A 22433-nucleotide genomic window follows, 5' to 3' on the forward strand; every position below is an offset into this window, starting at 1 on the left:
TTTACCTGTATCCGGCGTCGGCGGTGCGGCGTTCGGCGATCTCGGCCTCGAGCCGGTCACCGATGGCCAGCAACTGCTGCTTGTTGACGATGTTCTCGCCACGGTTCTCGAAGTGGTACTCGTGGATGTGCGTTTCCACGATCGAATCAACCGGGCAGGACTCCTCGCAGAATCCGCAGAAGATGCACTTGAACAGGTCGATGTCGTAGCGCGTGGTCCGGCGCGTGCCGTCCTCGCGCTGCTCGGAATCGATGGTGATCGCCAGCGCCGGGCACACCGCCTCGCACAGCTTGCAGGCGATGCAGCGCTCTTCGCCGTTGGGATAGCGGCGCAGCGCGTGCAGCCCCCGGAAGCGCGGCGACTGCGGGGTCTTTTCCATCGGGTACATGATCGTGTACTTGGGACGGAACAGGTAGCGGAGCGTCAGCCACATGCCGGCCAGCATCTCCAGCAGCAGCAGGCTCTTCGCCCAGGAAAGGATCTTGCCCATCACGCACCTGCCTCGAACACGCCGAAATACGCCATCAACGCGGTAACCGCGATCCACGCGATCGCCAGCGGGATGAACACCTTCCAGCCCAGGCGCATGATCTGGTCATAGCGGTAGCGCGGGAACGTGGCGCGGAACCACACGAAGCAGCTGGCGAAGAAGAACGCCTTGGCGATCAGCCACCACCAGCCGTCGACCGCCAGCCACTCGAGCACCGGCACGCCGGCGAACCAGCCCTGGAACGGAGACAGCCAGCCGCCGAGGAAGAAGATCGCCGTGAGCACGCTCACCAGGATCATGTTGGCGTACTCGGCCAGGAAGAACAGCGCGAACACCGAACCGGAGTACTCCACCATGTGCCCGGCGACGATCTCGGACTCGCCTTCCACCACGTCGAACGGCGAGCGGTTGGTCTCGGCCACGCCGGAGATGAAGTAGATGACGAACAGCGGCAGCAGCGGCAGCCAGAACCACTCCAGGAAGCCCGCGTTGCCCGCCTGCGCCATCACGATCGCGCTCAGGTTGAGGCTGCCCGAGGCGACCATCACGCCGACCAGCGCGAAGCCCATGGCGATCTCGTAGCTCACCATCTGCGCCGCGGCGCGCATGGCGCCAAGGAACGCGTACTTCGAGTTGGACGCCCAGCCGGCGATGATGATGCCGTACACGCCCAGCGAGACCACCGCCAGCAGGTACAGCAGGCCGGCGTTGGCGTTGGACAGCACCATCCGCGCGTCGAACGGCACCACCGCCCAGGCGGCCAGCGCCGGCACCAGGGTGATCATCGGCGCCAGCACGTACAGCACCGGATGCGCGCGTGTCGGCTGGATGACCTCCTTGAACAGCAGCTTGAACACGTCGGCGAACGCCTGCAGCACGCCCCAGCCGACATACATCGGCCCGTGGCGGATGTGCATCCAGCCGATCAGCTTGCGCTCCCAGACCACGTAGAACGCCACGGCGATGATCACCGGCATGGCGATGCACAGGATCAGCAGCACCAGCCAGAGCACGGTGCCGATGGGTCCGAGCGCATCCAGCCACTCGCGGAACGGCGCGACGGCGTCGAGCACGAGGCTTGCGGTATTGGTCGTGCTCATGCCGCCACCACCCGTGCGCGGCCGCCGGCGAGTGCCGCCGTGGCGCCGTAGCCGGATTCGATCCACGCCGCGCCGCGCGCGACGCGATCGCTGGCGACCACCTGGAGGGTGGCCGTGCCGGCATGGTTGGAGACCTTGGCCATCGCGCCATCGGCCACGCCTGCCGCCGACGCATCGTCGGGATGAAGCGTGATGCGCGGACCGGCGGTGAGCGGATGTGCCTGCAGTGCGGCGGCGCGACGCGTCACGCCGTCGGTGCGATAGATCGCCTGCGACACGGCCAGCTCGAAGCCTTCGCCCTCGCCCACCGTGGCCGCGGATGCCGACACCACGACGCCGCGCGGCGCCATGCCGGCGCGCACCTCGGCGAGGTCGACGAACTCGAAGCCCGGCAGCGCCAGCAGCCCACCGAGTGCACGCAGTGCCTTCCACCCCGGGCGCGCTTCGTCCGGCAACTTGCCGGCGGCGACGGCGCGCTGCTCGCGACCATCGAGGTTGGTGAGGGTGGCGTCGATTTCGGGCAGCAGGCCGATCGGCAGGATCACGTCGGCAATGCGGCGCGTCGACGCGCAGGCGAAGTGGCTGAAGGCCACGACCTGCGCGCCGCCGAGTGCGGACATCGCGTTCGCCTGGTCGGCGAAGTCGAGGCCCGGCTCGATGCCGTACATCACGTAGCCGCTGCGCGGCTGCGCGAGCATGGCGCTGGCGTCGCGCGACGCGGGCAGCACGCCGTTGCGCGCCAGGCCGAGCGCATTCGCGCCCTGCGGGATGCGGCACAGCGCGGCGTTGCCGGCGGTGGCGAGCGCGGCGGCGGCGGCGCGGATGTCCGCGGCGTGCGCGCCGTTCTCGGCCACGCCGCCCACGATGACGACCATCCTCGCGCTGTCCTTCAGCGCAGCGGCAAGCTCCGTGGCGCCAAGCGCGGCGGCGATGCCGGAAGGCGCAACGATCGTCTTCGACGCGATGTCGAAGGCGAACTCGAAGTCGACCGGATTGACCACGTGCACGCGGGCGCCGCGTACCCAGGCCTTGCGCACGCGCTGGTGCAGCAGCGGCAACTCGAAGCGCAGGTGGCTGCCGACGATGACGATCGCGTCGGCCTGCTCGATGTCCTCGACCGGCATGGCGAACGGCTCGGCCACCGCGGCGTCGGACAGGTCGCGCTGGGAAATGCGGTGGTCCAGGTTGCCGGTGCCAAGTGCCTCGGCCAGGCGCGCCAGCAGCGCGCCCTCCTCGTTGGAGGTTGCCGGATGCACCAGGATGCCGAGGTCGTCGGCGGCGTTGTCGCGCAGGATCTGCGCGGCACGCGCCAGCGCCTCGTCCCACGATGCCTCGCGCCAGTCGCCTTCATCGCCATTGCTGGCGACGCGCAGCAGCGGCCGGGTTGCGCGGTCGTCGGCGTACAGGCCCTGGTGCGAATAGCGGTCACGGTCCGAGATCCAGCACTCGTTGACGGCCTCGTTGTCGCGCGGAACCGCGCGCATCACCTCGCCGCGGCGCGAATGCAGGAACAGGTTGCTGCCGAGGGCGTCGTGGTAGCCCAGCGACTCGCGTGCGATCAGCTCCCACGGGCGCGCGCGGAAGCGGAACACCTTGTTGGTGAGCGCGCCAACCGGGCACACGTCGATCACGTTGCCGGACAGCTCGGTGGTCAGCGGCTTGCCGTCGTAGGTGCCGATCTGCAGGCTTTCGCCGCGCTGCATGCCGCCGAGTTCGTAGGTGCCGGCGATTTCCGCGGTGAAGCGGATGCAGCGCGTGCACTGGATGCAGCGCGTCATGTCGGTGGCGACCAGCGGGCCCATGTCCTCGTCGGCCACCACGCGCTTGCGTTCGCTGAAGCGGCTGACCGAACGGCCGTAGCCGAGCGACAGGTCCTGCAGCTCGCACTCGCCGCCCTGGTCGCAGACCGGGCAGTCGAGCGGGTGGTTGATGAGCAGGAATTCCATCACGTTGCGCTGCGACTTGAGCGCCTTTTCGCTGCGCGTCTGCACGCGCATGCCGTCCATCACCGGCGTGGCACAGGCAGGCGCGGGCTTGCCCATCTTCTCCACGTCGACCAGGCACATGCGGCAGTTGGCGGCGATGGCGAGCTTGTCGTGGTAGCAGAACCGCGGGATCGGGATGCCGGCCTTGTCGGCGGCATGGATGATCATCGAGCCCTTGGGCGCGGCCATCTCCACGCCGTCGATGAAGACGGTGACCTGGTCGGGCGCGAGGTTCGGATTCACCGGCTGGGCGCTCATGCGGCCACCTTCTGCACGACGGTGCCGTCCCGCTGGTCGTCGACCAGGAAACGCCTGTTGACGATCGCGTACTCGAACTCGTCCCAGTAATGGCGCAGGAAGCCCTGCACCGGCCACGCCGCCGCTTCCCCGAAGGCGCAAATGGTGTGGCCTTCGATCTGGCCGGCCGCGGCGCGCAGCATCTCGAGGTCGGACAGCGTGCCCTGGCGCTCGACGATGCGCGTGATCATGCGATACATCCAGCCCGTGCCTTCGCGGCAGGGCGTGCACTGGCCGCAGGATTCCTGGAAATAGAAGCGCGCGATGCGCTGGCAGGCGCGGACCATGCAGGCGGTGTCGTCCATCACGATCACGGCGCCCGAGCCGAGGCCGGAACCGGCCTTCTGCAGCGCGTCGTAATCCATGGTGAGGCCCATCATGGTGTCGCCCGGCAGCACCGGCATCGACGAACCACCGGGGATCACCGCCTTGAGGCGACGCCCGGGGTGCATGCCGCCGGCCATTTCCAGCAGTTCGCTGAAGGGTGTACCGAGGCGGATCTCGTAGTTGCCCGGGCGCGTGACCTGGCCCGAGACCGAGAAGATCTTGCAGCCACCGTTGTTGGGCTTGCCGAGGTTGGCGAACCACTCCGGGCCGTTGCGCAGGATCGCCGGCACCGAGGCGAAGGTCTCGGTGTTGTTGATGGTGGTCGGCTTGCCGTACAGGCCGAAGTTGGCCGGGAACGGCGGCTTGAACCGCGGCTGGCCCTTCTTGCCTTCCAGCGACTCCATCAGCGCGGTCTCTTCGCCGCAGATGTAGGCGCCGGCGCCGAGCACGTTGTGGATCTCGATGTCGGTGCCCGAACCGAGGATGTCGCGGCCCAGCCAGCCATTGGCATAGGCCTCGGCGGTGGCTTCCTCGAGGTGCTCGAAGGGCTCGTGGTGGAACTCGCCGCGCAGGTAGTTGTAGCCGATCGTGCTGCCGGTGGCGTAGCAGGCGATCGCCATGCCCTCGATCACCGAGTGCGGGTTGTAGCGCAGGATGTCGCGGTCCTTGCAGGTGCCCGGCTCCGACTCGTCGGAGTTGCAGAGGATGTACTTCTGCATGCCGCTGCCCTTGGGCATGAAGCTCCACTTCAGGCCGGTCGGGAAGCCCGCGCCGCCGCGGCCGCGCAGGCCCGACTGCTTGACCATCTCGATGACGGTGGTCGGCTCGATCTTTTCTTCCAGGATCCGGCGCAACGCGCTGTAGCCGCCGGTCTTGAGGTAGTTCTCGTACGACCACGGCTTGTCGAAATGCAGCGTGGTGTAGACGGCCTGGTGCTCCTTCGGCGCAGGGCCGACGGGGCCGTAGCCTTCGGAGACGTGGTGGTGGTGGTGCGCCATGCCGGTGTCCAGCCTCACTTCAGTCCGTCGAGCAGCTCGTCGACCTTCGCGGCGTCGAGCTTCTCGTGGTAATGGCCGTTGATCACGACCACCGGGGCGCCGCAGCATGCCGCGACGCACTCTTCCTCACGCTTCAGATAGACGCGGCCGTCGGCGGTCGATTCGCCAAGCTTGCAGCCGAGTTTCCTTTCGGCATGCGCGACCAGGTCTTCGGCGCCGTTGAGCCAGCAGCTGATGTTGGTGCAGATGGCGACGTTGTTGCGGCCGACGGGCTTCGTCTCGAACATCGAATAGAAGGTGGCGACCTCGTACGCCCACACCGGCGGCAGGTCCAGGTACTTGGCCACGGCCGCGATCAGCTCGTCGGTCAGGAACCCGTTGTTCTGCTGCTGCACCGCGAACAGTCCCTGCAGCACCGCCGAACGCTTGCGGTCGGCCGGGAACTTGGTCAGCCAGTGGTCGATGTGCGCGCGCGTGTCGTCGTTCAACGCGACCATCGGGTCGACGTTGCGCGCGTTCTCGAAGTTGCCGGTGGCTCTCATCGGTCTACTTCCCCGAAAACGATGTCATAGGTGCCGATCATCGCCACGACGTCGGACAGCATGTGCCCCTTCACCACCGCGTCCATCGACGACAGGTGCGCGAAGCCGGGCGCGCGCAGGTGCACGCGGAAAGGCTTGTTGGCGCCGTCGCTGACCAGGTAGCAGCCGAACTCGCCCTTGGGCGCCTCGACCGCACAGTAGGTCTCGCCGGCCGGCACGCAATAGCCTTCGGAAAACAGCTTGAAGTGGTGGATCAGGGCTTCCATGTCGTCCTTCATCTCCTCGCGGGAGGGAGGCGCGACCTTGAAGTTGTCGACCATCACCGGGCCGGGGTTGGCCTTCAGCCATTCCACGCACTGGGCGATGATGCGGTTGGACTGGCGCATCTCGGCGACGCGCACCAGGTAGCGGTCGTAGCAGTCGCCGTTGGTGCCGACCGGGATGTCGAAATCGACCTTGTCGTAGCGCGCGTAGGGCTGCTTCTTGCGCAGGTCCCACTCGACGCCCGAGCCACGAAGCATCGCACCGGTCATGCCCCAGGCCATCGCCTTCTCGGGGCTGACCACGCCGATGCCGACGGTGCGCTGCTTCCAGATGCGGTTGTCGGTGAGCAGGGTCTCGTACTCGTCGACGCGGCCCGGGAATTCACGGGTGAACGCTTCGAGGAAATCGAGCATCGAGCCTTCGCGCGACTCGTTGAAGCGCTTCAGCTTCGCGCCCTTGCGCCACGGCGACTCGCGGTACTTCGACATGCGATCGGGCAGGTCGCGATACACGCCACCAGGACGGTAATACGCCGCGTGCATGCGCGCGCCGCTGACCGCCTCGTAGACGTCCATCAGCTCTTCGCGCTCGCGGAACGAGTACAGCATCACCGCCATCGCGCCGAGGTCGAGACCGTTGGAGCCGATCCACATCAGGTGGTTCAGGATCCGCGTGATCTCGTCGAACATCGTGCGGATCCACTGCGCGCGCTCGGGAGCCTCGATGCCCATCAGGGACTCGATGGCGCGCACGTAGGCGTGTTCGTTGCACATCATCGACACGTAGTCGAGGCGGTCCATGTAGCCGATCGAATGATTGAACGGCTTGGACTCGGCAAGCTTCTCGGTGCCACGGTGCAGCAGCCCGACGTGCGGGTCGGCGCGCACCACGGTCTCGCCGTCCATCTCCAGGATCAGGCGCAGCACGCCGTGCGCGGCCGGATGCTGCGGGCCGAAGTTCATCGTGTAGTTGCGGATTTCCTGGCGTGCTTCGACCGGATTGCTGGCGAAGCCGCTTCCGGCGGCGTGCGGATGCGCGCTCATTTCGCCTCTCCTGCGCCGGTGCGGACACCGCCGACCTTCAGGTCGCGGTCCTCGCCGGCGGCGGTTGCATAACGTGCGTCGTCGCGGATGACGCGCGGCACGCCCACGCGGGGCTCGACCGAGGTCACCGGCTCGTACACCACGCGCTGCTTCTCCGCGTCGTAGCGGACTTCGACGTTGCCGATCAGCGGGAAGTCCTTGCGGAACGGGTGGCCGATGAAACCGTAGTCGGTGAGGATGCGGCGCAGGTCGGGATGCCCGGCAAACATGATGCCGAACAGGTCGAACGCCTCGCGCTCGAACCAGTTCACGCCCGGCCACAGGTCGTTGACCGAAGCCACGACCGGCAGCGCGTCGTCGGCCGCGAAGCACTTCACCTGCACGCGGCGGTTGTTGGCGATCGACAGCAGCTGCACGACCACCGCGAAACGCTGCGCGGGAACCGCGATCGCGCCTTCGCCGTCAGGCTGCGCGAGCTGCTGGCTGTGCTGCTCGCCGAAGCCGAAGCGCCCTGCCCCCTTGCCCTCCACGCCGCGGCTGAAGCCCTCCGAGGAGACGTCGGTGTCCCACTCGTCGCTGCCGTGGCCGAGGTAGTCCATGCCGCACAGGTCGATCAGCATCTCGAAGCCGAACTCGTCGCGCAGCGCCTGGCAGCTCGCGTGCCAGTCAGCCGGCGCGACGACCATGCCGACCTCGCCACGCGGGAGCGCAACGTGGACCGTGGCATCGGCGAAGCGCGTGCGCAGGCGCGCGGCGAACGCGGTCGCGGACTCAGCCATTGCGCTGGCCCACCTTGTTTTCGCCGAAATTCGTGGAGCGGCGGATCTTCTTCTGCAGCTGCAGGATGCCGTGCACCAGCGCTTCCGCGGTCGGCGGGCAGCCCGGGACATAGATGTCCACCGGCACCACGCGGTCGCAGCCGCGGACCACGGAATACGAGTAGTGGTAGTAGCCGCCGCCATTGGCGCAGCTGCCCATCGAGATCACCCACTTGGGCTCGGGCATCTGGTCGTAGACCTTGCGCAGCGCCGGGGCCATCTTGTTGACCAGGGTGCCGGCCACGATCATCACGTCGGACTGGCGCGGCGACGGGCGGAAGATCACGCCGTAGCGGTCCATGTCGAGGCGCGCGGCGCCTGCATGCATCATTTCGACCGCGCAGCAGGCCAGGCCGAACGTGACCGGCCACATGGAGCCGGTGCGCGCCCAGTTGAGCAGGATGTCCGAGCTGGTGGTGACGAATCCCTGCTCAAGCAGCGGGTTGTCACCGGCCGGACGCAGGATGTCGTCGACGCGGCCTTCCGACAGCGGGTTGCTCGCGGAGTCCGCAAGCGCGCGGATCGCCCGGGTCACTCCCATTCCAGCGCTCCCTTCTTCCAGACATAGATGAAACCGAGCAGCAACATGCCCACGAAGATGCCCATCTCGATGAGGCCGAGCACGCCGAGCTCACGGAACACGGTGGCCCACGGCACGATGAAGATGATTTCCAGGTCGAAGACGATGAACTGGATCGCGATCAGGTAGTAGCGCACGTCGAACGGCATGCGCGCGTCTTCGAAGGGCGCATAGCCGCATTCGTAGGCGGAGAGCTTTTCGACTGTCGGGCGCTTGGGCCCGAGGAGGTTGCCGACCAGGATCAGGGCGATGCCGATCCCCGTGGCGACGATCAGGAACAATAGGGTCGGCAGATATTCGGCCAGCACGTGTGTTCTCTCGGCTACCGGCCGCGAGGGCGGCCGTTGCTCTTTCTACCGCGATGCGCGACCAGTCAGCCTGGCCGCGTTTCGCGATGTGTGTGGTGCCCAAGGGGGGACTCGAACCCCCACGACCTAAGCCGCTACCACCTCAAGGTAGTGCGTCTACCAATTCCGCCACCTGGGCAAATCTTCTGTGTCCGCCTCGCCCGCGCAGCAGCGCTGCGGGACCGCGACATTGTAATCGCTATCAGCCGCCCTGCGGACCCTCCTGCGCCGGAACGGGCTGCGCGGGCGCATCAGCCGGAGGCTGCGCGTCGGGTGCCGAGGGCACCGGAGACTGCTCTGGAACGGTCGTCGGCGCGGCCGGGACCGCACCCTGCGGCGCCGCGACAGGCGCGGGTGCCGCCGGAACCTCGGACATCACGCCCAGGTCGACCTGCGTGGCGCCCTGCTGGCGCGCCGAATTCGTTGCCTGCCACGCCATGAACAGCGTGATTGCGAAGAAGGAGATGGCCAGCCACTTGGTGGACTTGGACAGGAAATTGGATGCGCCGCGCGAACCGAACACCGTCGCCGAAGCGCCGCCGCCGAAGCCGGAGCCGGCCTGGGCGCCAGCGCCGCGCTGCATCAGGATCAGGGCGATCATCGCGATGGCGATGAGCACGAAGACCACGTTGAGGATGAGGGGAAGCATGTTCTCGACTCTCTTGTGCGCCGCTTACGCGGCAGCCGCTGCAACAATGGCCAGGAAGTCCGTGGCGACCAGCGATGCACCGCCGATCAGGCCTCCATCGACGTCGGGCTGGGAGAACAGCTCGGCGGCATTGGCGGGCTTCACGCTGCCGCCGTAAAGGACTGGCAGGGAATTCGCAATTCTAGCATCCCGCGAGGCGACCTCGCTACGGATGAATGCATGGATCGCCTGCGCCTGCCCTGGCGTGGCGGTCAGGCCGGTTCCGATCGCCCAGACAGGCTCGTAGGCGACCACGGCATTGGCGAAACCTTCGGCGCCGACCAGGTCGAGCACCGGGCGCAGCTGCGCGGCGATGGCCTCCTCGGCCGCCCCGGATTCGCGCTGCTGCAGCGACTCACCGACACAGAGGATCGGCTTCAGGCCCGCCGCCAGCGCTGCCTTGAACTTCTCGGCAACCAGCGCACTGTCCTCGCGATGGTACTCGCGGCGCTCGGAATGGCCGACCAGCACGTAGCGCGCGCCGACGTCCGCAAGCATCGCCGCTGAAACCTCGCCGGTGTACGCGCCCTCGGGATGGACGCCGACGTCTTGCGCGCCGAACGCAAGCCCGCGCCCGGCGAACTCCGTGGCCAGCCCGCCCAGGTACGGCAGCGGCGGCAGCACCACGACCTCGACCGCCGCGCCATCGAGGCCATCGGCAATGCGGGCGACCAGCCCGCTGGCGAAATCGCGGCTGCCATGCAGCTTCCAGTTGCCGGCGACGATGCGTTGGCGCATTGCGGACCTCGGGGGACGGACGGGCCGGAGATTCTAGGCCGTCCGGCCGCCGAAGGGGTAGCCGCCTACTTCAGCTTGATCTCGCGCAGCCGCTCCTCGAGGTATCCCTGCGCGGTGATCGGCTCGGGATAGCGGCTCGGATTGTCAGCGGTCACGCACGACGGCAGCACGTCGATCAGGAAGTCCGGATTGGGGTGCAGGAAGAACGGCACCGAGTAGCGCGGCTGGCGCGCCAGTTCGCCCGGCGGATTGACCACGCGGTGGATCGTCGACGGATACACGTGGTTGGTCAGGCGCTGCAGCATGTCGCCGATGTTGACCACGATGGTGTCGGCGTCCGAGGTGAACGGCACCCACTCGCCGTTGTGCGACAGCACTTCGAGCCCCGCGGCGCTTGCGCCGACCAGCAGCGTGATCAGGTTGATGTCGCCATGCGCGCCGGCGCGCACGTTGGGGATGTCGTCGGCGGTGATCGGCGGGTAATGGATCGGCCGCAGGATCGAGTTGCCGGAATCGGTCTTGTCGGCGAAGTAGGTCTCGGGCAGGTCGATGTGCAGCGCCAGCGCGCGCAGCACCTGCGAACCGAGCTCGTCCAGCGCCTGGTACAGCGCGTAGCCCGCGGCGCGGAACCCAGGCACTTCCGCCGGCCAGACGTTGGCGTCCATGACCTCGCGATACGGCGAGTCGTCCGGGATCTCGCGGCCGATGTGCCAGAACTCCTTGAGGTCGAAGTGCTTGGAGTCCTTGGCGGTCTCCACGCCGAACGGCGTGTAACCGCGGGCACCGCCGCCGCCGGCCACGTGGTAGCGCTTCTTGACGTCGTCGGGCAGCGCGAAGAACGCCTTGAACGCGGCGTAGGCGTCATCGATCAGCGGCTGGCCGATGCCGTGGTTGCGGATGCCGGCAAAGCCCCACTCGCGGTACGCGGCGCCGAGCTCGTCGATGAAAGCCTGGCGGTCTTCGGCGCTGGTCGGCTGGGTGAAACGGCGGATGTCGAGGGTGGGTATCTGCGCGGCCATGACGGGTCTCTGTGGCAACGCGCCCGCAGGATCGCGGGCGCAGGCCGTACATGATACCGCCGCGGAGTCCCCGGCTCAGGCGGCGGCGCGCACGGCCTCGGCAAGACGCTCGACGGTGGCCTGCACCAGCGCCTCGTCGTCGGCCTCCACGGTCACCCGCACTACCGGCTCGGTGCCGGAAGGCCGCAGGAACGCCCTGCCCCGGCCGGCCACGGCCTGCTGGGCCTCGGCGAGCGCCAGCTGCACGCTGGCCGCCTCGGCGGGCCGGGAGCCGTTGCCGCAACGCACGTTGATCGTGTGCTGCGGCGCCTTGCGCAGCTCGCGCAGCGCCTCGCGCAGCGACACTCCGGTGCGCGCCAGCACTTCCAGCACCTGCAGGGCGCTGACGATGCCGTCGCCGGTGGTGGCGCGGTCCAGGCACATCAGGTGCCCGGAAGCCTCTCCGCCGAGGATGCCGCCATGCTCCACCAGCGCCTGGTGCACGTGGCGATCACCGACCTTGGTGCGCATGAAGGCGATGCCGCGCGCGGCCAGCGCCTGCTCCAGCGCGTAGTTGGTCATCAGCGTGCCGACCACCGGGCCGCGCAGGCGGCCGGTCCGCTGCCAGTCGCAGGCCAGCAGGTAAACCAGGTCGTCGCCGTCGCGGACGGTGCCGGCGTCGTCGACGAACAGCACGCGGTCGCCATCACCGTCGAAGGCGATGCCGAGTTCCGCGCCACTGGCGCGCACGCGCTCCACCAGGGCCTGCGGATGCGTGGAGCCGACGCCGTCGTTGATGTTCAGGCCGTTGGGCTCGGCGCCGATGACATCGACCCGCGCACCGAGTTCGCGCAACACCATCGGGCCGACCTGGTAGGTCGCGCCGTGCGCGCAGTCGACCACGATGCGCATGCCGTCCAGGTCGAAGCTGCGCGGCACCGTGCCCTTGCAGGCCTCGAGGTAGCGGCCTACGGCGTCGCGGGTGCGCAGCGCCTTGCCCAGCATGTCCGAGGCCACGGTGCGGAACGGCTGCTCCAGCGAGGCTTCGATGGCGAGTTCGGTGGCGTCGTCGAGCTTCTCGCCCTGCGCGGAGAAGAACTTGATGCCATTGTCGTGGTGCGGGTTGTGCGAGGCGGAGATGACGATGCCGCCATCGGCGCGCATGGCGTGGGTGAGGTGCGCCACCGCCGGCGTGGGCATCGGTCCCATCAGCTGCACGTCGACGCCGGCGGCGACCAGGCCGGCCTCCAGTGCCGCCTCGAACATGTAGTTCGAGATCCGCGTGTCCTTGCCGATCAGCACCAGCGGCTTGCGCCACTCGTCGCCGGCCTTGACCGCCGCGACCAGCGCGTGGCCATAGGCATTGCCGAGGCGGAGCACGAAATCGGCCGAGATCGGGCCTTCGCCGACGCGGCCGCGGATGCCGTCGGTGCCGAACCAGCGGCGCTTCGCGCCGGCGGTGCCGCCATCCACCACAGGTGTGTTCGCGGTGTTCATGCCGTCGCGGTGTCCTCGTCCGCTGCCTGCGGGTATCGCATCATCAACGCGACCAGCGTCGCGATCCGGTCGCGCAACTCGCGGCGGTCGCAGATCTGGTCGACCGCACCGTGCTCGAGCAGGAACTCCGAGCGCTGGAAGCCTTCGGGCAGGGTTTCGCGCACCGTCTGTTCGATGACGCGCGGGCCGGCGAAGCCGATCAGTGCCTTCGGCTCGGCCAGGTTGATGTCGCCGAGCATGGCGAACGACGCCGACACGCCACCGGTGGTCGGGTGCGTCATCACCGAGATATACGGCAGGCCCGCGGCGCGCAGGCGCCCGAGCGCGGCCGAGGTCTTGGCCATCTGCAGCAGCGAATACAGGCTTTCCTGCATGCGCGCGCCGCCGCTCGCGGAGAAGTTCACGAACGGCGAGCCGATCGCCAGCGCGCGCTCGGCCGCCAGCGCGAAGCGCTCGCCCACCACCGAGCCCATAGACCCGCCCATGAAGGCGAAGTCGAAGGCGCTGGCGACGAGCGGATGGCCCTTCAGCGTGCCTTCCAGCGCGATCAGCGCGTCGCGCTCGCCTGTGGCTTTCTGCGCCGCCTTGATGCGGTCGGAGTATTTCTTCTGGTCGCGGAAGCGCAGCACGTCGATCGGGCCGAGCGCGGCGCCGATCTCGCGGCCGCTGCCGGCGTCAAGCAGAGAGGCCAGGCGCGCGCGGGCGCGGATCGCCATGTGGTGCGCGCACTTCGGGCAGACCTCGAGGTTCTCCTCGAGCTCGGGGCGGTACAGCACCGCGCCACAGCTGTCGCATTTTTCCCAGAGCCCCTCCGGGACGCTGCGCTTGCGCGCCGGGCCGCTGTCGGTGCGGATGCGGGCGGGCGTGAGTTTCTTCAGCCAGGACATTTGCTACTCGAATCCTTTGCGGCCATGCCGCGACAAGCCGGGGAGTTTAGCGCAGCGTCCCGCTGCTGCCCGCCGCGTCAAGCGCCCGGCGCAGCGGCGCGAGGAAGGCGGAGGCCGCTTCGGCACCACGACCCTCGCCCGCCGAGGCCATGGCCTGGACCAGTGCGCTGCCGACCACGACGCCGTCGGCATCGCGGCCCATGGCCACGGCACTGTCGGCGTCGTGGATGCCGAACCCCACCACCACCGGCACCGTGCTTCCGGCGCGAATGGCGCGCAGCTGGCGCGAGGCGGCATCGGCATCGAGGCGCGCCGAATCGCCGGTCACGCCGGCGAAACTGACGTAATACAGGTAGCCCTGCGCCTGTGCGCAAAGCAGCTCCACACGCGCCGGCGCCGTGGTGGGTGACGCCAGCAGCACCAGCGCCACGCCATGCGCGGCGAAGCCGGCGCGTACGTCGGCAGCCTCTTCTGGCGGCAGGTCGACCAGCAGCATCCCGTCGACGCCCGCCGCAGCCGCCGCGGCGGCAAACACCTCGGGCCCACGCACCTCGACCGGATTGAGGTAGCCCATCAGGACCACGGGCGTCGCGGTGTCGACCTCGCGGAACTCGCGCACCCGCTCCAGCACCCACGCCATGCCCGCGCCGCGCGCGAGTGCGCGCTCCGAGCTGCGCTGGATGGTGGGTCCATCCGCCATCGGGTCGGAGAACGGCACGCCGACCTCGATCACGTCGGCGCCGGCCGCAACCAGCGCATGCATCACCGGCGCGGTGTCGGCCAGGCCGGGATCGCCGGCGGTGATGAACGGGATCAGCGCCTTGCGGCCCGCCTGGCGCAGCGCCGCGAAGCGCGCGTCGATGCGCGCGATGCCGACGAGGCCGGCGTTCAAACCTCCACTCCTTCGCGCGCGGCGATGGTGTGCACGTCCTTGTCGCCTCGACCGGACAGGTTGCACAGCACGATCGCGTCCTTGGGCATTGAGCGCGCAAGCTTCATGGCCTGGGCGACCGCGTGGCTGGATTCCAGCGCAGCCAGGATGCCCTCGGTGCGCGCCAGCAGGTGGAACGCTTCCAGCGCCTCGTCGTCGGTCACGCCGACGTACTCCGCGCGGCCGGTGTCGGCAAGGAAGGCGTGTTCGGGCCCGACGCCGGGATAGTCGAGCCCGGCGGAGATCGAGTGCGTCTCGATCACCTGGCCGTCGTCGTCGCACAGCAGGTAGGTGCGGTTGCCGTGCAGCACGCCCGGGCGGCCGGCGGCGATCGACGCGGCATGGCGGCCGGTGTCGATGCCGTCCCCTGCCGCTTCGGCGCCGACCAGGCGCACGCCGCGGTCGTTGAGGAATTCATGGAAGATGCCGATCGCGTTGCTGCCGCCGCCGACGCAGGCGGTGATCGCGTCCGGCAGGCGGCCGTGGCCCGCGAGCATCTGCGCGCGCGCCTCGCGACCGACGACGGCGTTGAAATCGCGCACCATGCGCGGATACGGGTCCGGGCCGGCCACCGTGCCGATGATGTAGAAGGTGTCGCGCACGTTGGTCACCCAGTCGCGCATCGCCTCGTTGAGCGCGTCCTTGAGCGTCGCCGAGCCGCTGTGCACCGGTACCACCGAAGCGCCGAGCAGCTTCATGCGGTAGACGTTGATCTTCTGCCGCTCGATGTCGGTGGCGCCCATGTAGACCACGCATTCCAGGCCGAGGCGCGCGGCCACGGTGGCGCTGGCGACGCCGTGCTGGCCGGCGCCGGTCTCGGCGATGATCCGCGTCTTGCCCATGCGGCTGGCCAGCAGCGCCTGGCCGATGGTGTTGTTGATCTTGTGCGCGCCGGTGTGGTTCAGGTCCTCGCGCTTGAGCAGGATGCGCGCGCCGCCGACGTGGCGTGCCAGGCGCGTGGCCTCGTAGATCGGGCTGGGGCGCCCGACGTAGTTGCGCAGGTCGTCCTCGAACGCGGCGATGAACGCCGGGTCCACGCGTGCCGCATCGTAGGCCGCGGCCAGTTCCTCCAGCGGGCCGACCAGGGTCTCGGCCACGAAGCGGCCGCCGTAGCGTCCGAAGTGACCCTTCGCGTCGGGGAAGGCGTGGAAATCATCGGGCATGTCGATCATCGCGCGGCCTCCCGGGCCACGGCGTCCTTGTCCGGATCCACGTGGCAGTCGGCGCGGCGCACTTCTTCGACGAAGGCGCGCATGCGTTCGCCGTCCTTGATGCCAGGCGCCGACTCGATGCCGGTGCTGGCGTCCACGCCCCAGGGCAGGGTTGCCAGGACCGCATCGAAGACGTTGCCGGGATGCAGCCCGCCCGACACCAGGGCCGGCTTGCCGATGCGCGGCAGCAGCGTCCAGTCGAACGTGCGGCCGCTGCCACCGGTGTGGCCGCCGCCATGGCTGTCGAACAGGAACGCTATCGCAGCCGGATGCCCCCCCTCGATGGCGCGCGGGTCGAGCGTCGCGCCACCGCCCATCGGCACGGCCTTGATGTAAGGCACGCCGAAGCTGCGGCAGAACGCGTCATCCTCGTCGCCGTGGAACTGCAGCAGGCTCGGCCGCACCTGCTTGACGATCTCGCGCACCTCGTCGGCGGGGTTGTCGCGGAACACGGCGACGGCGTCGACCAGCGGCGCCAGTGCCTGGCGCAATGCGCGCGCCTCGGCGTGGTGCAGCTGGCGCGGGCTGCCGTGGGCAAACATGAAGCCGATGGCGTCGACGCCAAGTTCGCTGGCCAGGCGGACGTCGCCGGCGCGGGTCAGGCCGCAGAACTTGATGCGGGTGCGGTACAGGGTGCGGGACATGTCATTCGCTTTATCAATACAGGGGGACAGCATGCGCCTCGGGGGCGGGTTGCAGCGTGACCTCGGCCGGCAGGCCGCACTCGGCCGGGTACAGCGGGCCGAGGAACAGCAGGCCGTCGGGCGGCGCGGTGGCGCCGGCGACGCTGCGGTCGGCGCCGGCCAGCAGCTCGGCAATCCAGGCCTCCGGGCGGGCGCCATGGCCGACTTCGAGCAGCGAGCCGACGATGTTGCGCACCATATGATGAAGGAACGCGTTGGCGCGCACCTCCACCACCACCTGCTCGCCTTCGCGCCGGACGCGGATCGCCTGCAGATCGCGCCGCGCATGCGGCGCCTGGCAGTGCACTGTTCGGAACGCGGAAAAGTCGAACTCGCCGACCAGCGCCTGCGCGGCGCGGTGCATGGCGTCGGCGTCGAGCGGGCGCCGCACCCATGACAGGTATTGGCGCCCCAGCGCCGGACGCACCGCGCGGTTGAGGATGCTGTAGCGGTAGTGCCGCGCGCGCGCGGAGAACCGCGCGCTGAAGTCGTCGGCCACCGGCCGGCACCAGCGCACGCAGATCGCTGGCGGCAGCAGCGCACTGGTGCCCAGCACCCAGTTGCGCGGGTCGCGTTCGGCAGCGCTGTCGAAATGGACCACCTGGCATTGCGCGTGCACGCCGGCATCGGTACGTCCGGCGCAGACAGTGGAGACCGGTGCGTCCGCCACCCGCGAGAGTGCCTTTTCCAGCGCCCCCTGCAGGGTCGGGGTGCTTTCAATGCCGGCGCGGCTCAGCCGCTGCCAGCCGGAAAACCCGCTGCCGTCGTATTCGATGCCCAAGGCGTAGCGCATGGCGTGCGGTGACCGACCCGCGCCGCGGCAGGCCGCGGCGGCGGAGACGGCGTCAGGCGATCCCGTCCAGCAGGCGCAGCGCCTCGGCGCGGTGCGCGGATTCGCCGCCGCTGGCGACCTCGTGCAGCAGGCCGCGCGCGGTATCCACGTCGCCCAGATCGAGGTAGGCACGAGCCAGCTCAAGGCGTTCCACGCCGCCCGCGGACGGTTCCGACGCCTCGGGGCGGGAGCCATCCACATCATTGCGCGGGCCCGGGGAACTGCCGGCGTGCCACGTCGGCGCTCCGGCCGGTGTCCTGGCCTCGGTCGCCGTCTCGATCCCGCGGTCGGCACGGCCCGCCTGCACGATCGACGCGGGTGCGGCGCCGACTGGCGCCCCGGCGCTTTCCGGCGAGACAACCGGTTCCGGCGAGGCAACTGGCGGCGCCATGACAAAGCGCGGACGCTTCGCCGGCGCGGGCCGGCGGCGGGCCAGCAGCCAGGCGATGACCGCCGCCGCCAGCAGGCCAAGGCCGATCCAGGCCCAGGGCATTCCGCCACCCTGCGGGGGCTGGGCCGGCGCAGCGCCGTCAACCGCGGTACTGGTGGTTGTGCCGGGCTCGGCGTTGGAGCCGGCAAGCCGGTCCTGGGCTGCCGCGAGCTCGCTGTCCTTCAGGCTGATCAGCTGCTGCTGCTGCGCCTGCAGGCGCTCGAGGTCGGCGACCCGGGCCTTGAGTTCGGCCACTTCGGCCTCGCGCGCGGCCAGCGTCTCTCGGCCCTGGAGCACTTCCTGTTGCAGTTCCTGTCGCAGCATCTCGCCCTCGCCACCGGCCTGGATGCCGGATCGTACGCCTGCCTGCTGGCCGCCCGAGGCGGCCGGCGGCACGATTTCAAGCCTGGCACCCGGCGCCTGCGCGGCCGCGGTGCGGGTCGCGGACGCGTCCGCGCCTTCGCCTGGCGCCTGCGCGGCGACGGGCGCGGCATCCGCCGCGGCGGCAACGGGCTGCGGCGCGGGGCGACGCATGTCGCGCCATTGCGCCACCTGCTCGCGCAACACCGCGCGCGCCTCCGCCATGTCCTGCCCGGCGACCTCGTCGCGCGACGGCATGCGCAGCACGGCGCCCTTGCGGATCAGGTTGAGGTTCCCGCCGATGAACGCAGCGGGATTGGCGCGGAACAGCGCGACGATCGCCTGCTCGCGGCTGACACCATCACCCACCAGCACCTGGGCGATCACGCCCAGCGTCTCGCCGGCCTGGACCGGCCCGTATTCGCCCGGCGATGCCTGCGCCGAGGCGCGGGCCACCCGGGTTGCGGGGGCCGGTGCCGCCGCGACGGGCGCGGGCTCCGCGTCTTCCCCGGCAACCTGTGCAGTGTCGGCGGGCTCTGGGTCGGCAGGCTCCGCGGCCTGGGCGACAGGCACCTCGGCGGGTCGCACGATGGTGTCCGTGCGCGCGGCACTCGGCGCCTGGATCACCGGCTGTGCCGGAGCGGAGACCGTGCTTGGCGCGTCGACCAGAGCCGAGTACTCGCGGACCAGCCGGCCCTGCCCCCAGTCCACTTCCACCAGGAATGTCAGCAGCGACTCCGTCACCGGCGCGCGGCTGGTGACCCGGATCACCGGATTGCCGCGGGCGTCGAGCGCGACCGCAAACTGCAGGTCGGACACGACCCCGCGCGGCGGTTCGAGCCCGATACGGGCGAAGGTGTCGGGCGAGGCGAGTCGCGCCTGAAGGCGGTCAAGCTCGGCCGGGTCGCTGGAGATGACCTGGATTTCGGCGAGCAGCGGCTGGTCGCGCTGCGACTTGACCTCGATGCGGCCGAGCCCGAGCGCCAGCGCCTGGCTGGCGAACATCGCCAGCACCAGCCCCAATGCCACCGCCCACGCGATCGGACTTCTTGTTCGCAGCTTCGTGGTCACGCGTTTCCCCGGCAAATCCGCGTCGACTCTAGCCGCGCGGAGGCGCGATTGGCAATGCGCGTGGTCTCGAAACGCCGTGCAGCGCCGACGATGGCCACGTGCGGCCTCACCCTTCCGATGCGACCAGCTCGGCGATCTGCACGGCATTCAGCGCCGCGCCCTTGCGGATGTTGTCCGACACCACCCACAGGTCCAGCCCGCGCGGATGCGAGATGTCCTCGCGGATGCGGCCGACGAACACGCCGTCGCGACCGGAGGCGTGCGTGACCGGCGTCGGATAGCCACCTGCCTCGCGCTCGTCCACCACCACCACGCCCGGGGCGGCTTCCAGCAGCGCCCGCGCGTCTGCGGCGCTGATGTGCCCGCGGGTCTCGATGTGCAGGGCCTCGGAATGGCCGTAGAACACCGGCACCCGCACCGCGGTCGCGTTCACCTGGATGGAGGCGTCGCCGAGGATCTTGCGCGTCTCCCAGACCAGCTTCATCTCCTCGCGGGTATAGCCGTTGTCCATGAACTCGTCGATGTGCGGGATCAGGTTGAACGCGATCTGCACCGGGAAGCGCTGCGGATCGGCTTCCTGGAAGCCGAGCAGTCCGGCGGTCTGCCGGCCAAGTTCCTCGAGCGCGCCACGTCCGGCGCCCGACACCGACTGGTAGGTCGCCACGTTGATGCGCTCGATGCCGACGCTGCGATGGATCGGCGCCAGCGCCACCAGCATCTGCATGGTCGAGCAGTTGGGGTTGGCGATGATGCCGCGCGGGCGCTGCTTGACCGCTTCCGGATTGACTTCGGCTACCACCAGCGGCACGTCGTCGTCCAGGCGGAACGCCGAGCTGTTGTCGACCACCACCGCGCCCGCCGCGGCGAATCGCGGGGCGAACTCGCGCGACACCGCGCCGCCGGCGGCGAACAGTGCGATGTCCACGCCCGCCGGATCGAAGCCCGCGAGATCGCGGATGACCACTTCGTCGTCGCCGAAATCGATCGTGCCACCCGCCGAGCGTTCGCTGGCCAGCGCCACCAGTTCGCCCACCGGGAACCCGCGCTCCGCCAGGAGCGCCAGCATCGCTTCGCCCACGACGCCGGTCGCGCCGACCACTGCCACCTTGTACTGCCTGCCCATTGTCGCTCCACGTGTGTCCCGCGACCGGGCCGCGGGGCCGGGGATTATCGCAGTCGGTGGCGGCCTGCGTCCGGTGGTGGCGCGATCGGCGTCGGCGGCCGGCCCGCGTCGGGCCCCCGGCCCAGCGCGGCAACCAGGTTCTCGACTGCCAGGGCCACCATCGCGCGCCGCGTGGCCAGGCTGGCGCTGGCGACGTGCGGAGTCAGCACCACGTTGCGGCAGGCCAGCAGTCTCGGGTTGACCGCCGGCTCGCCCTCGAACACATCCAGCCCCGCGGCGGCCAGCCGGCCCGCGCCGAGCGCGTCCGCCAGCGCGTCCTCGTCGATCAGTCCGCCGCGGGCGATGTTGGTGAGCGTGGCGCCGGGTTTCATGCGGGCCAGCGCGTCCGCATCGATGACGTGGTGGCTGGCGGCCGAGTACGGCAACACCAGCACGAGGTGATCGGAGCGCGCCAGCAGCGTGTCGCGGTCGACATATGTCGCGGCGCAGTCACGCTCGACGTCGCCCGGCAAGCGGCTGCGGTTGTGGTAGAGCACGCGCATGCCGAAGCCGCGCGCGCGCCGGGCGATGCCCTGCCCGATCCGGCCCATCCCGAGGATGCCCAGCGTGGTGCCGTGGATCTCGGCGCCGAGCAGCTTGTGGAATCCCCACCCCTGCCACTGGCCGGCGCGCAGCCAGTGCTCGGCCTCGGTGATGCGTCGCGCCGCGGCCATCATCAGCGCGAAGCCGAAATCGGCGGTCGTTTCGGTGAGCACGCCCGGGGTATTGGTGGCGACGATGCCGCGGGCACGCAGCGCGTCGACATCCAGGTTGTCGTAGCCGACGCCGACGCTGGCAACTGCCCGCAGGCGCGTCGCCCCCGCGACCTCGGCCTCGCCGATGCGGTCATTGAGCGTGACCAGCGCGCCATCCACTGCACCGAGCGCCGCCGCGATGGCCGAAGGTGCGTGGTCGCTGATCTCCGGCACCCGGGTAACGTCGAACCACGCGTCCAGCTGCGCCACGATGTCGTCGAACAGCGGCTGCGAGACCCAGACCTTCGGGCGCCGCTCAGCCATGGCCGTCGCCGGGCACCCTGGCAGGAATGCGCGGTGACACCGCGCCGACGTCGCCGCACTGCGCGCGGTGGCGCAGGGCCTGGTCCATCAGCACCAGCGCCAGCATCGCCTCGCAGATCGGCGCGGCGCGGATGCCGACGCAGGGGTCGTGGCGGCCGGTGGTCACCACCTCGACCGAATTGCCGTCGACATCGACGCCCTGCACCGGCAGGCGCAGGCTCGAGGTCGGCTTGAACGCCACCGAGACCACCACGTCCTGGCCGGTGCTGATGCCGCCGAGGATGCCGCCGGCGTGGTTGGACAGGAAGCCCTCCGGCGTCATCACGTCGCGATGCACGCTGCCGGGTTGGACGATGCTGGCGAAGCCCGCGCCGACCTCGACGCCCTTGGCGGCGTTGATCGACATCATCGCCGCGGCGAGTTCGGCGTCGAGCTTTCCGTACACCGGCTCGCCCCACCCCGGCGGCACGCCCTCGGCGACCACGGTGACGCGCGCGCCGACCGAGTCGCCCGACTTGCGCAACGCGTCCATGTACGCCTCGAGCTCGCCGACCTGCGAGGCATCGGGCCAGGAGAAGGGGTTGGCGTCGACCGCGCTCCAGTCGTGGCCACGCGGCACCACCTCGCCGATCTGTGCAAGAAAACCGCGCACGCGCACGCCGTGGCGAGCCGCGAGCCACTTCTTCGCGATCACCGCGGCGGCGACGCGCATGGTGGTTTCGCGCGCCGACGAACGCCCGCCGCCGCGCGGATCGCGGATGCCGTACTTCTGCCAGTAGGTGTAGTCGGCGTGCCCCGGCCGGAACTGCGTCGCGATGCGTTCGTAGTCCTTGCTGCGCGCATCGGTATTGCGCACCAGCAATGCGACCGGGGTGCCGGTGGTGACGCCCTCGTACACGCCGGACAGCACCTCGACCGCGTCGTCTTCGCGCCGCGCCGAGGTATGACGCGTGCGCCCGGTGGCACGGCGCGCGAGGTCGACGGCGAAATCATCCGCCGCCAGCGCGATCCCGGGCGGGCAGCCGTCGACCACGCAGCCGATCGCCGGCCCGTGCGACTCGCCAAAGGTGGTGACGCGGAACAGTGCGCCAAACGAATTGCCAGCCATGGAACCTCGCGCCTCAGCGTTGGTGGG

The 22433-nt window shown here is 69.7% G+C and carries 22 protein-coding genes and 1 tRNA gene; all 23 read right to left on the reverse strand.

Features of this window, described 5'->3' with window-relative positions:
* Position 1: 1 nt before the first annotated feature.
* The 23 genes from nuoI to aroC all read right to left on the reverse strand — a co-directional run bounded on the left by nuoI (position 2) and on the right by aroC (position 22406).
* Positions 2-490 carry an NADH-quinone oxidoreductase subunit NuoI gene (gene nuoI, locus JGR64_RS07835; protein WP_199372815.1) on the reverse strand — a complete coding sequence of 163 codons (489 nt, stop codon included), beginning with the start codon at positions 488-490 and terminating at the stop codon, positions 2-4.
* Positions 490-1590, reverse strand: a complete 1101-nt coding sequence (gene nuoH, locus JGR64_RS07840) for an NADH-quinone oxidoreductase subunit NuoH (protein WP_199372816.1) — start codon at positions 1588-1590, stop codon at positions 490-492. Before nuoH ends, nuoI begins: the two co-directional genes overlap by 1 nt.
* Positions 1587-3833 (reverse strand): NADH-quinone oxidoreductase subunit NuoG, encoded by a 2247-nt coding sequence (gene nuoG, locus JGR64_RS07845; protein WP_199372817.1) that lies wholly within the window; start codon positions 3831-3833, stop codon positions 1587-1589. Before nuoG ends, nuoH begins: the two co-directional genes overlap by 4 nt.
* A complete protein-coding gene (gene nuoF, locus JGR64_RS07850) occupies positions 3830-5197 on the reverse strand; it encodes an NADH-quinone oxidoreductase subunit NuoF (protein ID WP_199373236.1) in 1368 nt (455 codons plus the stop codon). The genes nuoG and nuoF overlap by 4 nt, the downstream gene beginning before the upstream one ends.
* Positions 5198-5211: 14 nt before the next feature.
* Positions 5212-5739, reverse strand: a complete 528-nt coding sequence (gene nuoE, locus JGR64_RS07855) for an NADH-quinone oxidoreductase subunit NuoE (RefSeq protein WP_199372818.1) — start codon at positions 5737-5739, stop codon at positions 5212-5214.
* Positions 5736-7046 carry an NADH-quinone oxidoreductase subunit D gene (locus JGR64_RS07860; RefSeq protein WP_199372819.1) on the reverse strand — a complete coding sequence of 437 codons (1311 nt, stop codon included), beginning with the start codon at positions 7044-7046 and terminating at the stop codon, positions 5736-5738. Before JGR64_RS07860 ends, nuoE begins: the two co-directional genes overlap by 4 nt.
* On the reverse strand, positions 7043-7825 hold the full coding sequence (locus JGR64_RS07865; RefSeq protein WP_199372820.1) for an NADH-quinone oxidoreductase subunit C: 783 nt from the start codon (positions 7823-7825) through the stop codon (positions 7043-7045). Before JGR64_RS07865 ends, JGR64_RS07860 begins: the two co-directional genes overlap by 4 nt.
* Positions 7818-8405, reverse strand: a complete 588-nt coding sequence (locus tag JGR64_RS07870) for an NADH-quinone oxidoreductase subunit B (protein WP_199372821.1) — start codon at positions 8403-8405, stop codon at positions 7818-7820. Before JGR64_RS07870 ends, JGR64_RS07865 begins: the two co-directional genes overlap by 8 nt.
* Entirely contained in the window at positions 8396-8752 is a 357-nt protein-coding gene (locus JGR64_RS07875) for an NADH-quinone oxidoreductase subunit A (RefSeq protein ID WP_199372822.1), read from the reverse strand. The genes JGR64_RS07870 and JGR64_RS07875 overlap by 10 nt, the downstream gene beginning before the upstream one ends.
* Before the next feature lie 93 nt (positions 8753-8845).
* Positions 8846-8930, reverse strand: a tRNA-Leu gene (locus JGR64_RS07880).
* Between the two features lie 63 nt (positions 8931-8993).
* The gene (gene secG / locus JGR64_RS07885; protein ID WP_199372823.1) at positions 8994-9440 is read right to left on the reverse strand and encodes a preprotein translocase subunit SecG; all 447 of its coding nucleotides are present in this window, start codon (positions 9438-9440) and stop codon (positions 8994-8996) included.
* A 24-nt stretch (positions 9441-9464) separates the two neighbouring features.
* Positions 9465-10217: a triose-phosphate isomerase gene (gene tpiA, locus JGR64_RS07890; protein ID WP_199372824.1), complete on the reverse strand. Its 753-nt coding sequence runs from the start codon at positions 10215-10217 to the stop codon at positions 9465-9467.
* 65 nt (positions 10218-10282) lie between these two features.
* Positions 10283-11236, reverse strand: a complete 954-nt coding sequence (locus tag JGR64_RS07895; RefSeq protein WP_199372825.1) for an isopenicillin N synthase family oxygenase — start codon at positions 11234-11236, stop codon at positions 10283-10285.
* Between the two features lie 75 nt (positions 11237-11311).
* Positions 11312-12712, reverse strand: coding sequence for a phosphoglucosamine mutase (gene glmM, locus JGR64_RS07900; RefSeq protein ID WP_199372826.1), 1401 nt, complete (start codon positions 12710-12712; stop codon positions 11312-11314).
* Positions 12709-13599: an acetyl-CoA carboxylase, carboxyltransferase subunit beta gene (gene accD / locus JGR64_RS07905; protein ID WP_199372827.1), complete on the reverse strand. Its 891-nt coding sequence runs from the start codon at positions 13597-13599 to the stop codon at positions 12709-12711. The genes glmM and accD overlap by 4 nt, the downstream gene beginning before the upstream one ends.
* Positions 13600-13645: 46 nt before the next feature.
* Positions 13646-14470, reverse strand: coding sequence for a tryptophan synthase subunit alpha (trpA, locus tag JGR64_RS07910; protein WP_199373237.1), 825 nt, complete (start codon positions 14468-14470; stop codon positions 13646-13648).
* Positions 14471-14487: 17 nt separating this feature from the next.
* Positions 14488-15702 carry a tryptophan synthase subunit beta gene (trpB, locus tag JGR64_RS07915; protein WP_199372828.1) on the reverse strand — a complete coding sequence of 405 codons (1215 nt, stop codon included), beginning with the start codon at positions 15700-15702 and terminating at the stop codon, positions 14488-14490.
* Positions 15699-16385 (reverse strand): phosphoribosylanthranilate isomerase, encoded by a 687-nt coding sequence (locus JGR64_RS07920; protein WP_199372829.1) that lies wholly within the window; start codon positions 16383-16385, stop codon positions 15699-15701. The genes trpB and JGR64_RS07920 overlap by 4 nt, the downstream gene beginning before the upstream one ends.
* A gap of 13 nt (positions 16386-16398) precedes the next feature.
* Positions 16399-17217, reverse strand: coding sequence for a tRNA pseudouridine(38-40) synthase TruA (gene truA, locus JGR64_RS07925; protein ID WP_199372830.1), 819 nt, complete (start codon positions 17215-17217; stop codon positions 16399-16401).
* Between the two features lie 52 nt (positions 17218-17269).
* Entirely contained in the window at positions 17270-19117 is a 1848-nt protein-coding gene (locus JGR64_RS07930; RefSeq protein WP_343225138.1) for a FimV/HubP family polar landmark protein, read from the reverse strand.
* 106 nt (positions 19118-19223) lie between these two features.
* The gene (locus JGR64_RS07935) at positions 19224-20240 is read right to left on the reverse strand and encodes an aspartate-semialdehyde dehydrogenase (RefSeq protein ID WP_199372831.1); all 1017 of its coding nucleotides are present in this window, start codon (positions 20238-20240) and stop codon (positions 19224-19226) included.
* A 44-nt stretch (positions 20241-20284) separates the two neighbouring features.
* Entirely contained in the window at positions 20285-21298 is a 1014-nt protein-coding gene (locus JGR64_RS07940; RefSeq protein WP_199372832.1) for a D-glycerate dehydrogenase, read from the reverse strand.
* Positions 21291-22406: a chorismate synthase gene (gene aroC / locus JGR64_RS07945; protein WP_199372833.1), complete on the reverse strand. Its 1116-nt coding sequence runs from the start codon at positions 22404-22406 to the stop codon at positions 21291-21293. The genes JGR64_RS07940 and aroC overlap by 8 nt, the downstream gene beginning before the upstream one ends.
* Positions 22407-22433 lie beyond the last annotated feature (27 nt).

This window comes from Luteimonas sp. MC1572, from assembly GCF_016615815.1.
In the GTDB taxonomy this organism is placed as follows: domain Bacteria; phylum Pseudomonadota; class Gammaproteobacteria; order Xanthomonadales; family Xanthomonadaceae; genus Luteimonas.

Excerpts from the sequence above, each read along its gene's own strand:
- truA (WP_199372830.1), bottom strand. The coding sequence starts at position 17,217 with ATGCGCTACGCCTTGGGCATCGAATACGACGGCAGCGGGTTTTCCGGC.
- secG (WP_199372823.1), bottom strand. The coding sequence starts at position 9,440 with ATGCTTCCCCTCATCCTCAACGTGGTCTTCGTGCTCATCGCCATCGCG.
- nuoF (WP_199373236.1), bottom strand. The coding sequence starts at position 5,197 with ATGGCGCACCACCACCACCACGTCTCCGAAGGCTACGGCCCCGTCGGC.
- JGR64_RS07870 (WP_199372821.1), bottom strand. The coding sequence starts at position 8,405 with ATGGGAGTGACCCGGGCGATCCGCGCGCTTGCGGACTCCGCGAGCAAC.
- JGR64_RS07865 (WP_199372820.1), bottom strand. The coding sequence starts at position 7,825 with ATGGCTGAGTCCGCGACCGCGTTCGCCGCGCGCCTGCGCACGCGCTTC.
- JGR64_RS07895 (WP_199372825.1), bottom strand. The coding sequence starts at position 11,236 with ATGGCCGCGCAGATACCCACCCTCGACATCCGCCGTTTCACCCAGCCG.
- trpB (WP_199372828.1), bottom strand. The coding sequence starts at position 15,702 with ATGATCGACATGCCCGATGATTTCCACGCCTTCCCCGACGCGAAGGGT.
- aroC (WP_199372833.1), bottom strand. The coding sequence starts at position 22,406 with ATGGCTGGCAATTCGTTTGGCGCACTGTTCCGCGTCACCACCTTTGGC.
- nuoE (WP_199372818.1), bottom strand. The coding sequence starts at position 5,739 with ATGAGAGCCACCGGCAACTTCGAGAACGCGCGCAACGTCGACCCGATG.
- nuoG (WP_199372817.1), bottom strand. The coding sequence starts at position 3,833 with ATGAGCGCCCAGCCGGTGAATCCGAACCTCGCGCCCGACCAGGTCACC.
- nuoH (WP_199372816.1), bottom strand. The coding sequence starts at position 1,590 with ATGAGCACGACCAATACCGCAAGCCTCGTGCTCGACGCCGTCGCGCCG.
- JGR64_RS07935 (WP_199372831.1), bottom strand. The coding sequence starts at position 20,240 with ATGGGCAGGCAGTACAAGGTGGCAGTGGTCGGCGCGACCGGCGTCGTG.
- JGR64_RS07860 (WP_199372819.1), bottom strand. The coding sequence starts at position 7,046 with ATGAGCGCGCATCCGCACGCCGCCGGAAGCGGCTTCGCCAGCAATCCG.
- tpiA (WP_199372824.1), bottom strand. The coding sequence starts at position 10,217 with ATGCGCCAACGCATCGTCGCCGGCAACTGGAAGCTGCATGGCAGCCGC.
- JGR64_RS07920 (WP_199372829.1), bottom strand. The coding sequence starts at position 16,385 with ATGTCCCGCACCCTGTACCGCACCCGCATCAAGTTCTGCGGCCTGACC.
- glmM (WP_199372826.1), bottom strand. The coding sequence starts at position 12,712 with ATGAACACCGCGAACACACCTGTGGTGGATGGCGGCACCGCCGGCGCG.
- nuoI (WP_199372815.1), bottom strand. The coding sequence starts at position 490 with ATGGGCAAGATCCTTTCCTGGGCGAAGAGCCTGCTGCTGCTGGAGATG.
- JGR64_RS07940 (WP_199372832.1), bottom strand. The coding sequence starts at position 21,298 with ATGGCTGAGCGGCGCCCGAAGGTCTGGGTCTCGCAGCCGCTGTTCGAC.
- accD (WP_199372827.1), bottom strand. The coding sequence starts at position 13,599 with ATGTCCTGGCTGAAGAAACTCACGCCCGCCCGCATCCGCACCGACAGC.